10 protein-coding genes and 1 tRNA gene are annotated in these 12,562 nt (G+C 65.5%); 4 read left to right on the top strand and 7 right to left on the bottom strand.

The features are described 5' to 3' along the window. Nucleotides 1-2: 2 nt before the first annotated feature. The gene (locus RT697_RS02540; protein ID WP_313696838.1) at nt 3-254 is read right to left on the bottom strand and encodes a MoaD/ThiS family protein; all 252 of its coding nucleotides are present in this window, start codon (nt 252-254) and stop codon (nt 3-5) included. Continuing rightward, nucleotides 235-723 (bottom strand): cyclic pyranopterin monophosphate synthase MoaC, encoded by a 489-nt coding sequence (moaC, locus tag RT697_RS02535; protein ID WP_105240246.1) that lies wholly within the window; start codon nt 721-723, stop codon nt 235-237. The genes RT697_RS02540 and moaC overlap by 20 nt, the downstream gene beginning before the upstream one ends. Nucleotides 724-889: 166 nt before the next feature. Between moaC and RT697_RS02530 the strand changes: the two genes are divergently transcribed. Next, on the top strand, nt 890-4,375 hold the full coding sequence (locus RT697_RS02530; protein ID WP_313696837.1) for a DUF748 domain-containing protein: 3,486 nt from the start codon (nt 890-892) through the stop codon (nt 4,373-4,375). Nucleotides 4,376-4,443: 68 nt separating this feature from the next. Continuing rightward, a complete protein-coding gene (locus RT697_RS02525) occupies nt 4,444-5,325 on the top strand; it encodes a dienelactone hydrolase family protein (protein WP_313696836.1) in 882 nt (293 codons plus the stop codon). Between the two features lie 401 nt (nt 5,326-5,726). Here RT697_RS02525 and RT697_RS02520 read toward each other — a convergent pair whose 3' ends face one another. Continuing rightward, on the bottom strand, nt 5,727-6,149 hold the full coding sequence (locus RT697_RS02520) for a hypothetical protein (RefSeq protein WP_056571726.1): 423 nt from the start codon (nt 6,147-6,149) through the stop codon (nt 5,727-5,729). A gap of 247 nt (nt 6,150-6,396) precedes the next feature. Here RT697_RS02520 and RT697_RS02515 point away from each other — a divergent pair, with 247 nt between their 5' ends. Both RT697_RS02515 and RT697_RS02510 read left to right on the top strand, forming a co-directional pair. Then, complete coding sequence (locus RT697_RS02515; protein ID WP_105240243.1) at nt 6,397-6,900, top strand: peroxiredoxin; 504 nt, start codon at nt 6,397-6,399, stop codon at nt 6,898-6,900. Nucleotides 6,901-6,985: 85 nt separating this feature from the next. Continuing rightward, nucleotides 6,986-8,437: an MFS transporter gene (locus tag RT697_RS02510; protein WP_313696835.1), complete on the top strand. Its 1,452-nt coding sequence runs from the start codon at nt 6,986-6,988 to the stop codon at nt 8,435-8,437. Between the two features lie 7 nt (nt 8,438-8,444). Here the strand turns inward: RT697_RS02510 and RT697_RS02505 are convergent, their stop codons facing one another. The 4 genes from RT697_RS02505 to RT697_RS02490 all read right to left on the bottom strand — a co-directional run bounded on the left by RT697_RS02505 (nt 8,445) and on the right by RT697_RS02490 (nt 12,429). Beyond that, nucleotides 8,445-9,320: a DMT family transporter gene (locus RT697_RS02505; protein WP_313696857.1), complete on the bottom strand. Its 876-nt coding sequence runs from the start codon at nt 9,318-9,320 to the stop codon at nt 8,445-8,447. Further along, nucleotides 9,317-10,336, bottom strand: coding sequence for a biotin synthase BioB (bioB, locus tag RT697_RS02500; RefSeq protein WP_313696834.1), 1,020 nt, complete (start codon nt 10,334-10,336; stop codon nt 9,317-9,319). The genes RT697_RS02505 and bioB overlap by 4 nt, the downstream gene beginning before the upstream one ends. A 252-nt stretch (nt 10,337-10,588) precedes the next feature. After that, nucleotides 10,589-12,082 (bottom strand): helix-turn-helix transcriptional regulator, encoded by a 1,494-nt coding sequence (locus tag RT697_RS02495; RefSeq protein ID WP_313696832.1) that lies wholly within the window; start codon nt 12,080-12,082, stop codon nt 10,589-10,591. Between the two features lie 270 nt (nt 12,083-12,352). Then, nucleotides 12,353-12,429, bottom strand: a tRNA-Asp gene (locus RT697_RS02490). Nucleotides 12,430-12,562: the final 133 nt, after the last annotated feature.

Below are 12,562 nucleotides of genomic sequence, written 5' to 3'. Positions count from 1 at the left end.
CGTCAGCCTCCGGTGACCGGTTCAAATACCGCGACCTCGTCGCCCGGGCGGATCGGGGCGGTGGGCTTGGCGTGCGTCTGATTGATGGCCAGCTTCAGGCGCGTGGCCGGTTCCAGTTGGGGGTAGCGTTCGCCCAGCGCGGCAAGCAGCTGCGCGCCGGTGGATTCGCCCTGCACGGGCCAGGTTTCGGTGCGCTTGCCGACCAGTTCGGCCACGCGCGCGAAGTACAGCAGATTAATCGTTGCGCCATTCACCGCTTTTACCTCCCGCCTTGTACTTAAGGCGAACTTGTTCGATCACGATGCCTTTGTCGGCCGCCTTGCACATGTCGTAGATGGTCAGCGCGGCGACGCTGCACGCCATCATGGCTTCCATCTCGACGCCCGTCTTGTAGCTGGTGCGGCAGGTGGAAAGGATGTCAATGCGATGCTCGGCGTCGTCCAGTGAGAATTCCACGCCGACGAAGGACAGCGGCAGGCTGTGGCACAGGGGGATCATGTCGGCGCAGCGCTTGGCGGCCAGGATCGCGGCCACGCGCGCCGTGTTCAGCACCTCTCCCTTGCCCTGGCCCGGCTGGGTCAGCAGGCCATAGGCCACGGCGTTCATGCGGATGCTGGCGGCGGCGACCGCCACGCGCTCGGTATCCGTCTTGGCGATGACGTCGACCATGCGGACCTGGCCGGCTTCGTCCAGGTGACTCAGGGTGGGGGTGGTCTCGGACATGGAAATCGGGATCAAGAATTGTTAATGAATGAAAAGAGCGGGGCCGGGCAAGCCGGCCGGGTCCACTGTTCCGCCTATGATAGACGAGCGTTAAAGGGGGCGCGATAATCGCGTCTGCAGTCAGTGGAAGGTTGGATCGCCTTCAATATGTATCAGGAGACTTTCAATGCCCGTGCGGATGCCCAAGCTACGGTTCACCCGACGCGCCGGCAAGATTCTCCTGGGTATTGTGGCGTTCGTGCTGATTCTGTTTGGCGTTGCAGCATGGCAGGTGCCGAAAGTGCTGCACGGCGTCTTGACCGACGATGTCTCGAAGATGATCGGCCGCGACGTTTCCGTCGGCAAGATCACCTTCAATCCCTTCACGCTGACTGTCCGCGCGCGCGACCTTGCCGTGGCGCAGCCGGACTCGCAGACGCCGCTGCTGACCTTGGCCGAACTGGACGCCAGCGCATCCTGGACATCGCTGTTCTGGTTTGCGCCGGTGGTCGATCGTCTGACGCTGCGGGAGCCTAACATCGCCATCGTCCGAGAAGACGTCCTGCGATTCAATTTCTCTGACATAGAACAACGCGTCGCCGAATTGGCCGCCGCCAAGCCTGACGAGCCGCCCAAGCCGGACGAAGGGCTGCCGCGTTTCTCGCTCAACAACATGGTGATCGAGAACGGCTCGATCACGCTGGACGACAAGGTCACCGGCCGCAAGCAGGTCGTGGACGAGTTCGCCATCGGCATCCCGTTCATCTCGACCTTCGGCTACGCCACCGACATCGACGTGCAGCCGCGCCTGCATCTGCGCATCAACGGCAGTCCCTTCGACCTGACCGGCGTGGCGCGCCCCTTCGACGTGGTGCCCTCGTCCACGCTGCGCGTCGCCTTCAATGGCCTGCAGCTCGAAAAATGGGCCGACGTCTGGCCCATGCCGCTGCCGTTCAAGGTCGAGAGTGCGCTGCTGGATTCGAACCTGCAGGTCGTGTTCGAGCAGCCGAAAGACGCGCCGCCCAAGATCCGCGTCGTCGGCGACCTGGGCTTGCGCCGCCTAGACCTGCGGGATCCCTCCGGCGGCAATCTGGCCGCGTGGAGCGCGTTGACCGTCAGCCGGCTGGAACTGGAGCCGATCGCGCGACAGGTGTATATCGGCGAGGTCGGGCTGTGGGCGCCGCAGATCCACGTGCGGCGTCATGCCAATGAACATCTGAACTGGCAGGATGTCGTCACCGGGCTCAAGGCGCTGGGCGGCGTGGAACCGGCCGCCACGCCCGTTCGGGATGAAATGCGCAAGGCCAGCGGGCTGAAGCCGCTGGCTGCGAGCGAGACGCCTGCTGCGGCTGGGGCAGCTGCTGCGCCTAGCGAACCGACTCCCACCCCCGCGCCCGCCGAATGGAAGGTCACCCTCGACGCTTTCAACCTGCATGAAGGCGAGGTCTACGTCACCGACGCGGTCAGCAAGCTCGACTACGTGATGACCGGCCTGGCCGCCACCGTCGAAGGCGTCGAGCTGCCGCAGCAGCCGGACCGGCCCATCAATCTGTGGCTGACCATGGACAACAGCACCGATGGCGGCTGGTTGCGCGCCAAGGGGCCGCTCGTCATCAAGCCGCTGTCGCTCGACATGAACGTGCGTCTGGGCAACGTGGCGCTCGCGCCGCTGGCCCCGGCGGTGCGAAGCGCCGCGCCAATCAGCCTGCTCGACGGACGTCTCGGCGCTACCGCGCAGCTTCACGTGCGAGAGAAGGGCGGCGCGATCGACGCATCCGCCACGGCCGTCCAAGCCGACCTGACACAGTTCAAGGCCCGCGACGAATCGCTCAAGCCCGCGCTGGACATCGCGATGCAGTCCCTGCGCGTCACCGCCGACCGCCTCGCCATGGGCCCCGGCCAGAGCAACTTCACCCTGGCCGCCGCCGGCGTCCAGGGCGATGGCAAACTGGACCTCAAAGGCGTCTTCACCCCGCAGCCGCTCACGCTCAAGACCGCCGTCGACCTGTCTAACCTGAACGTCGCCAGCTTCGCGCCGTACTTCGCCTCCAGCCTGAACGCCACCGTCCGCGCCGTCACGCTGGGCGCCAAGGGCAACGCCGAATTCACCGCAGCCGCGGGCAACATCCCAATGAAGGCCGTCTGGAAGGGCGCTGTCGACGTCACCGACCTGGACCTGCAGGACCGCGTCAACAAAGACGACTTCCTGAATTGGAAGCGGCTGGGCTTTACCGGCATGGACATCTCGGTGGCGGGCGACAAGATCGGCGCCAAGCTGGGCGACATCGCGCTCGAAGACTTCTACGGCCGTATCCTCCTTAACGCGCAAGGACGGCTCAACGTCATGGACCTGGTGGCCGCGCCTGGTCAAGCCGGTGGCTCCATCACGCAGGACACTCAGACCCCAGCCCGCAGCGCCGATACGCCGGCCGCGCCGCCTGCCGCCGCCCCATCCGCCAAGGGCGGCCGCGCGAGCGCGATGCCCGACATCTCGGTCAACAGCGTCACGCTGACCCGCGGCCGCATGACCTTCACCGACCGCTTCGTCAAACCCAACTACGTCGCCGAACTGTCCAGCATCGAAGGCGGCATCACCGCCGTCTCCTCCACCAACCCCCAGCCCGCCAAGGTCAAGGTCACGGGACGGGTCTACACCACGGCGCCGCTCTCCATCAGCGGCGTCGTGCAGCCCTTCGCCCAATACCTGTCCCTGGACCTGAAGGCCTCCGCCAAGGGCGTCGACCTGCCGCGCTTCAATACCTATTCGGCCAAGTACGTCGGCTACCCCATCAAACGCGGCAAACTTTCGGTCGACCTGGAATACAAGATCAAGAACCGCGCCTTGCAGGCCACCAACCACGTCGTGCTCAACCAGTTGACCTTCGGCGACAAGACCAACAGCCCCGACGCCACCAAGCTGCCCGTGCTGCTGGCCGTCGCGCTGCTGAAGGACTCGCGCGGCAACATCGACATCAACCTGCCGATCTCCGGCTCGCTCGACGACCCCGAATTCTCCGTCGGCGGCATCGTCGTGCGCGTGCTGATGAACCTGGTCGTCAAGGCCGTGACCTCGCCTTTCAGCCTGCTCGCGTCCGCGTTCGGCGGCGGCGAAGAACTGTCCTACGTCGAATTCGCGCCCGGCAGCGCCGTCCTCACCGAAGACACGATTCAGCGCATCGAGACCCTCACCAAAGCGCTCACCGACCGCCCGGCCCTCAAGATGGACATCAGCGGCCGCGCCGACCCCAAGACCGACTCGGAAGGCCTGCGCCAGGCCTGGGTCGACGCCAAGATCCGTGCCGCCAAGGCCGCCGACGTCGCGCCGCGCGGCAAGAAGCCCGACCCCAAGGGCGTCACGGTCTCCGGCGCCGAACGTGCCAAGTACCTCGAAGACGTCTACGATGACGCAGACCTCAAGGACAAACCGCGCAATTTCATCGGCATGGCCAAATCCGTCCCGGCCGCGCAGATGGAAGCAATGCTGCGCGAGGCGGCCCCGGTCGGCGAGGATCAACTGCGCCAATTGGCCGATGCCCGCGCGCAGGCGGTTTATGAGAAGTTGCAAGCCCAGGAAGGACTCGCGGATCGCGTGTTCATCGTTGCGCCGCAGCTGGACGCCGATGGCATCAAGGACGAGGGGCAACCCTCACGCGTGGACTTCTCCCTGAAGTGAACTCGGCAGGCCCAGGCAGGGACGCGAGGCGCGTCCCCCCGTGCCCGTCTTTTACCAGGAGATTATCGATGAAAGACCAGGACGACGCGCAGTTCGACAGCCTGCTCCCGCCCTTGCGGCTGGACCGCCGAGGCTTCCTCGCCACCACCGCGGCGGCGGGATTCTCGCTGGCGGCAGGCCCGGTGGCGGCGCAAACCGCCGTCACCACCGACGCCAAGGGCCTCGTGGCCGGCAAGATCGAAATCCCCACCTCCGACGGCAAGATCCCCGCGTTCCGCGCCGCACCGGACGGCAAGAAGAACCTGCCCACGATCATCGTCGTCCAGGAAATCTTCGGCGTGCACGAATACATCCAGGACGTCTGCCGGCGCCTCGCGCACCAGGGCTACCTCGCCATTGCGCCGGAACTCTACGTGCGCCAGGGCGACCCGTCCAAATACACCGAAATCCCCAAACTGCAGGCTGAAGTCGTCAGCAAGGTCCCGGACAAACAGGTCATCGCCGACCTGGACGCCACCGCAGCCTGGGCCGCCGCCAACGGCGGCAACCCCGACCGCCTGGGCATCCTGGGCTTCTGCTGGGGCGGCCGCCAGGTCTGGCTCTACGCCGCCCACAACCCCAAACTCAAGGCCGGCGCCGCCTGGTACGGCCAACTGGCGGGCGATCCCACGGAACTGAAACCCAAGTCGGCGCTGGTCATCGTCAACGACCTGAAGGCCCCGGTCCTAGGCGCCTACGGCGGCAAGGACGCCGGCATCTCCCAAGCCGACGTCGACCGCATGCGCGTCGAACTCGCCAAGGGCTCCGCAGCCGCCAAGGCGTCCCGCATCGACATCTACCCCGAAGCCGGCCACGCGTTCCACGCGGACTATCGGCCGTCATACCGCAAGGCGGAAGCCGAACAGGCGTGGACGCGGATGCTGGATTGGTTCAAGCAGAACGGGTTGTAAAAGACCCAAGCCCGCGAGCGAAGCCCCCCTACATGCGCAGCGGCAACCCGCCGACGCAAGACACTGCGTAAGCCCCCGAAGGCCGCCCGCGCGGCCAACCGGGGGCGGGCACCGCAAGATCTTCGATCATCCACCGCCGTGGGCAAGGACCTGAAGAACCCAACCCGCCCCGACGACCGCAAAGATTCAAAGGTGCAGCCCGGTGTGCCGGCCGCCTGGGGGGCGCGGGGCGTCGATAAGCCCGAGGGAATCTGAAGGAACCGCCGAAGGCGGTGACGAAGATGACGACGGGGAAGTCCGGAGCGAAGGCTCCGGACCGCAATCGTGGCCCCGCGCCCCCCAGGTGGCCGGCGCGCCGGGCGTCAAAAGAACTCAAATCACGCCGCACAAAAACAAAAGCCCTACCGAGCCTTCTCCCCCGGCAGCCCATCACTAACCTCCGCCAGCGCCCGCTTCATATCCTCGTACTTCATCACCCGCTCGCTCTGAAACCCGCCCAGCACCCCCCGGCACCCATCCACCCCAGACCGCTTCATCTCCTCCATCATCGTCTTCCCGTCGGCCTGCCCCTTCGCAAACGCCGCATCGAAGCCGCCCGTCGGAAACCCATATTCCTCGGCATACCGCGTCAGATTCTTCCGAGCCGTCTCCTGATGCTGCGCCAGATCAGGCTCTGAAGCCCCGCAAGAACGCGCCGCGCCGTTGGAAGCGCCAGCAGCGATAACGAAGGAGTCGTATTGAGCCTGCTCCGCGGCATCGGGAGCCGCCCACGCCGGGGCAGCAGCGGCCAGCGTCAATGCCAGCCCGGTCAGGAATTTGCGCATCGAAAGTCTCCCGGTGAGGCCCGCCGCGGCACTCAGCCTCTCACGGCCGCATTGGGCGATGTCTACCACGGCATTATGGCAACCGCGCGTTTCCTCCCCGTGTACTCGCCGTGTGGAGTCGTTTCGAACTGTTCATCTTCTTTTCGCCTTCCGCCAAAGGGAGCAAGCCGGCCGTGCTCGCACTATGATGGGGGCTGTGAGGCATTCCTGCCTCAATGCATTGCCCCCTTTCATCTTGGAGATCTACATGACGATCAAAGTCGGCGACCGCGTGCCCGATGGCACGTTGACCGAATTCATCGAAACCGAAACCGCCGGTTGCTCGCTCGGCCCCAACGCGTTTCAGGTTGCCGACCTGACCCGCGGCAAGACCATCGCGCTGTTTGCCGTGCCGGGCGCCTTCACGCCCACCTGCTCGGCCAAGCATTTGCCGGGTTATGTCGAACAGGCCGCCGCCCTCAAGGCCAAGGGCATCGACGAAATCTGGTGCGTGTCCGTCAACGACGCCTTCGTCATGGGCGCCTGGGGACGTGAACAGAAGACCGACGGCAAGGTTCGCATGCTGGCCGACGGCTCCGCGCTGTGGACCAAGGAACTCGGCCTGGAGCTGGACCTCGTCCAGCGTGGCATGGGCGTGCGCGCGCAGCGCTTTTCCGCCCTGATCGTCGACGGCGTCGTGAAGCAACTGAACGTGGAAGCGCCTGGCAAGTTCGAAGTCAGCGACGCGGCCACCATGCTCTCGCAAGCCTGATCCCCGCAGGTTCCTGTTTTACCGCCAGTGTTGCGGGCCGCCCCGGCGGCCCGCGACGCTAGCGCCAGCAGCGGTTGTCGACGCCATGCTCTCCACGATCTCTTCGTTTTCGTCGCTTTATTTTGCGACCTTGCTGATGCTTATCGGCACGGGTCTCTTCAACACCTACATGGGCCTGCGGCTGACCGCGCAGTCCGTCAGCGAAGTGTGGATCGGCACCCTGATCGCCGGCTACTACCTCGGGCTCGTGTGCGGCGCACGGCTTGGACACAAGCTCATTATCCGCGTCGGCCACATCCGCGCGTTCGTCGCGTGCGCCGCCATCGCCACCAGCATGATCCTGGCGCAGACGCTGGTCGAATCCATGCCCCTGTGGCTGGTGTTCCGCATCGTCGCCGGCATCGTCATGGTGACCGAGTTCATGGTCATCGAAAGCTGGCTTAACGAACAGACCGAAAACCACCAGCGCGGACGCGTGTTCTCCGTCTACATGGTCGTCTCCGGCCTGGGCACCGTGCTGGGCCAACTGGCGCTCACCGCCTACACCACGTTGGACCTGCGCCCGCTCATCCTGGTCGCGATGTGCCTCGTGCTGTGCCTTGTGCCGCTAGCCGTCACCGCGCGGTCGCACCCGCCCACGCCGCTGCCCGCGCCGCTGGACGTAAAGTTCTTCATGCGGCGCGTGCCGCTGTCCATGACCGTGCTCTTCGTGGCGGGCAATCTGTCCGGCGCGTTTTACGGCCTGGCCGCGGTCTATGGCGCCAAAAATGGCCTGACCACATCGCAAGCCGCCGTCTTCGTCGCAGCAGCCGTGACCGCTGGCCTGCTGTCGCAGTGGCCGATGGGCTGGCTTTCCGATCGCATCAACCGCGCGGGTCTCATCCGTTTCAACGCCTTGCTGCTCGTCCTGCTGCCTACGGTCATGTGGGGCTGGATTGCATTGCCGTTCTGGGCGCTGGTCGCCATGTCCTGCGTTTTCGGCGTCCTGCAGTTCACGCTGTATCCGTTGGGGGCGGCGTTTGCCAACGACCATGTCGAGTCCGAGCGGCGGGTCGGCCTGTCGGCGGTGTTGCTGATGACCTATGGCCTGGGCGCCTGTGTCGGGCCCATGATCGCCGGCTTCATGATGTCGCTGGGCGGACCCGCCATGTACTACGTGTTCATCTCGGCGTGCGCCGTGATACTGGTCTGGCAGGTGCGGCCGACGCGCGTCACTGGCGCACACCAGGTGGACGAGGCGCCGACGCATTTCGTGCCGATGCCCGACACGCTGCAAAGTTCGCCCGCGGCGGCGGTGCTGGATCCGCGGGTGGATCCCGAGAACGACATCGCCATGGAAATGGTGCAGCCGGATCCGTCCGCGGCGCCGGCGCCGCCGGAGGTTGTCGTGGATGCGGCGACGGCAGATTCGCTCGCCGCCGACGCGCCGTTAGACGGATCCAACGACGCCGGCGCGGGACAGGATGCACCGCCGCATGCATCCCCGGGCGCAACCGCCGACGCCGAACCCGAACGCCAACGCCGCACCGGCACCTGAAACGCCCCTACCAGGGCGTCATCAGCAGAATGGCGGACAACGCCAGCGCAATGCCCAACACGTTCACACGCGTGAGCGGTTCTCGAAACGCCAGGGCGCCCACCAGGGTGCCCAGCGTGATCACTCCCATGTTCATCGACGCGAACACCAGCGCGGGGTGTTCCGGCAGCGACTGGTGCGCGCGCACGTAGGTCAGGATGTTGCCGAAGTTGGCCAGCCCAAGCGCCAAGCCCGCGGCCAGATGCCGCGCCTGCCAGCGCACCCGGCGCCACAGCAGATGCGCCAGCATCAGCGCGCCCGCCATCAGAAACGCCAGCAGCAGGCCGCCCGCAAATGCGGTGCCCGTGCGCGCAACCTGCTTGAACAGGATGTCGATCACGCCATAGCCCGCCCAGACCACCAGCGGCCATAGCCACATCGCGCGCCGGTCCTCGGCCGCCGTGGCTTCCGATAAATGGATGCGCGGCGGCTGGCGCAGCAGGCAGAAGAGGGCCGCGAAGGCCAGCGCGATGGCCGCCAGCTTGCGTCCCGTGACCGGCTCGCCGAACAGCACGAAAGCGGCCAGGAGCGGAATGAAGAGCGACAGGCGCTGTGCGGCGTCGCTGCGCACGATGCCGGCATGCCGCAACGCGGCGGCCATGGCCAGGAAGACACTCGGCAGCAGCACGCCCAGCGCGGCCAGCACCAGCCAGGGCGTTTGCGGCGCGAGCAGGCGCGCCGGGTCGGGGCGCAGCACGAGCCAGCAGAGCAGGGCGGCCACCGCATAGTTCATGGCGATGGCCTGGCGCACGTCCACCTGCCATCGCCGCGCCAGTTTGAGCATCACGGCCACCGTGACGCTGCAGGCCACGCTGGCCGCCAGATACAGAAGACCGGGCGTCAACGGCACGCCGCCTCCTCGCGGTGATCGTGAGCGGTGGCGTCGACCCGCATGCCGAGGCGGTCGAGCAGGCGCTGGTCTGCCGCCATCTGCGGATTGGCGGTGGTCAGCAGCGCATCGCCATAGAACATGGAATTGGCGCCCGCCAGAAAGCACAGCGCCTGCAGCGCATCGTCCATCGCCTCGCGGCCGGCCGACAGCCGCACGGCGGCACGCGGCATTGCGATGCGCGCCACGGCGATGGTGCGCACGAACTCGAACGGATCGAGGGCTTCGACATCGGACAAGGGCGTGCCTTCGACCTGCACGAGGTTGTTGATCGGCACGGACTCGGGATAAGGCTCCATGCTGGCAAGCTGGGCGATCAGGCCGGCGCGTTCGCGGCGCGATTCGCCCAGGCCCACGATGCCGCCGCAACACACGCTGATGCCGGCATCGCGCACGCGGTCCAACGTGTCCAGGCGGTCCTGGTAGGTGCGGGTGGAGATGATCTTGCCGTAGAACTCCGGCGAGGTATCCAGGTTGTGGTTGTAGTAGTCCAGGCCGGCGTCCTTCAACTGTTCGGCCTGGCCTTCGCGCAGCATGCCCAGCGTCACGCAGGTCTCCAGTCCCAGCGCCTTGACCGCGCTGACCATCTCGGCCACGGCGTCCAGGTGATGCGGCTTGGGACTGCGCCACGCGGCGCCCATGCAGAAACGCTGTGCGCCGCCGGCCTGCGCCGCGCGGGCCGCGGCGACCACGTCTTCCAGCGGCATCAGCTTGTCGGCGTCCACGCCGGTGTCGTAGTGCGCCGATTGCGGGCAGTATGCGCAGTCCTCCGGACAGCCGCCGGTCTTGATCGACAGCAGGCTCGACAACTGGATGACGTTGGGATCGAAATGGGCGCGATGCGTCTGTTGCGCCCGGTGCATCAAGTCCATGAACGGCAGCTCGTAGAGCGCCATGATGGCGTCGGCAGTCCAAGCCGAGGCGGGCAGGCGCTCGGGCGCCGTCGGGACGGGAATGTACGCAGTCTGCATGATCGGTGGCTCCTTCGTTTGTGCCGGGATCTCGCCGCTGGGCTTGATGGCCTAGGCGGGATCGGCGGATCGTAAGAAGGGGCGGCCGATTTGTGCAATGCACGCGATAACGCTGGATTTAGCGCGTGATTGGCGACCGATTCAAAGAAAATGGCCGCTTTTGAGCGGCCGGCCGTTCTAACGCGATGGCATCTTCGGGGACGCGAAGAGGGTGGATATTTTGATTCAAATTGTAAATAAGACAGACCCTACTCAGGACTTGCCCTGTTTGTCCCGGTTGCGCGCGCTTTCGTGACCCGTGATGCCGCGATCCCGCGCCCAGACGATGGCGGCGCTGCGGCGATGCACGCCGATCTTGCTGTAGATCGTGGCGACGTGATTGCGCACGGTGTTGCGCGATAGCTTGAGCGCCTTGGCGATGCCGTCGTCGTCATGACCTTGGCAGAGCAGGCCCAGGACCTCGCGCTCGCGCGACGTAAGCTGCGCCAGTTCCGCCACGTCGCGCGTCGCGGGGGCGGGCTGGCGCAGTTGGGCGAGTTTTTCGATGATGCCGCGGCTGAACCACGAGGTGTCCTGCATGACCGCCTCGATCGCGGTCAGCAGTTCGGTCTCGGATCGCTTGCGCTCGGTGATGTCCTGCATCACGATCAGCACGCGGCGCAATCCGCCGATCATGACGGGCTCGGCCGACACCAGGCAGTCCAACTCGCCGCCGTCGCGCGCGACCATCACGGCCTCGCGGTTGCGCACGCTTTCGCCGCGCTTCAGGCCGGCCAGCATGCCTTCGTGCGGACGCAATCCCAGCTCGACGAGGTCTTGCTCTGCCTTGTCATCCAGCGTCAGGCCGGTGGCCGCGGCAAAGGCGTCGTTGATGTTCAGCACGTTCAAGGTGACGCCATCGCAGACGGCCATCGGCACGGGCGCAAGCTGAAAGGCCTTGGAGAAGCGCTCTTCGCTTTCGCGCAGGGCTTCTTCGGTGCGCTTGCGGCCTTCAAGGTCGATAAACGTGAACAGCATGCAGGGTTCGTCGTGCATGTCGATGGGCTGTCCCGCCACCACCACGAACTTGGTGGTGCCATCGGGCAGCTTCAGCACCCCCTCGCGCTGCGGAATGGTCTTGCCTTCATTGAGTCGCGCAACGGCTGTTTCTTTGTCGTCGCAGCCGTCCAGCACGTCCAGTTCATAGGCCGACTTGCCTAGCACCGCGTCGCGCGCGTAGCCGGTCATTTCCAGGAACCCCTGGTTAACCTTGACGTAGCGCAGGTCAGACAGCCGGCAGATCAGCGCGGGGGCCGGGTTGGCCGAGAAGGCGCGTTCGAAGCGTTCTTCGGCGTTGATCTGTGCCGTCTGGTCATGCAGGATCAGGACGCGATAGGGAATGGGGCCGCCGTCGTCCAGATTCACGCCGCGGGCAAGCAGGTTGCGCGCGAATTCGTCGTCGTCCTTACGGGTCAGGTCGAGCAGCAGGTCTTCGAATTCTTCGCCTGCCGCCAAGCGGTCCAACGGATACTGGCGCGCCGGCACGCGGTGATGGTTGCGATAGGTGAGCGTATATCGCTTGCGAAAGCCCGCGGGCGTGCCGCCCAGGTCTTCCATTGATTCTGCGCCGTGCAGCGCAAGTGCGCTGTCGTTGGCCCAGGCTATCGAGCCATCGGCCTCAAGCAGAATGATGCCCTCGTTGAGGCCCGCGATGATGCTCTGCAGGTGGTGGCGATGTGCTTGGGGTGCGGCGTCGTTGGGGGTCACGTAGGCCTCTTTTTTCTTCGCATGGCGTGTACGCGCAAGCATGAAGCCGCGCGCGGGTGCTGTCCAGAGGTCAAAAGGGAGGAGTCTCGCGGAAGGGGTACAACGAGAGGGGATTGCACCGCGCGAATGGCGGCGCCGGACAGCACACGCAAAAGCATATGCCAAAGCAAAATCAAAAGCGAAAAAGCAAAAAAGCTCCGGAATCCGGAGCTTAAGATGCGTGCACTTTCGAGGCGTGCTGCGAGCAGCGTTCAATAAGCGCAAAGTGCTTGGCGGAGCGGACGGGGCTCGAACCCGCGACCCCCGGCGTGACAGGCCGGTATTCTAACCAACTGAACTACCGCTCCGCAGCGGCTTACTGATGACTTCAACTCTCTTTACTGCGGCTGTGGTGTCAAGACAGCTTGTACTACTGCCAGATAAAGCTGGCGTCCCCTAGGGGATTCGAACCCCTGTACTCACCGTGAAAGGGTGATGTCC

This window comes from Achromobacter sp. (assembly GCF_032113835.1).
Classification (GTDB): Bacteria; Pseudomonadota; Gammaproteobacteria; order Burkholderiales; family Burkholderiaceae_B; genus Achromobacter.
Note: the sequence above shows the minus strand (reverse complement) of the source record. Positions and strands in the feature narration are given on the sequence as shown.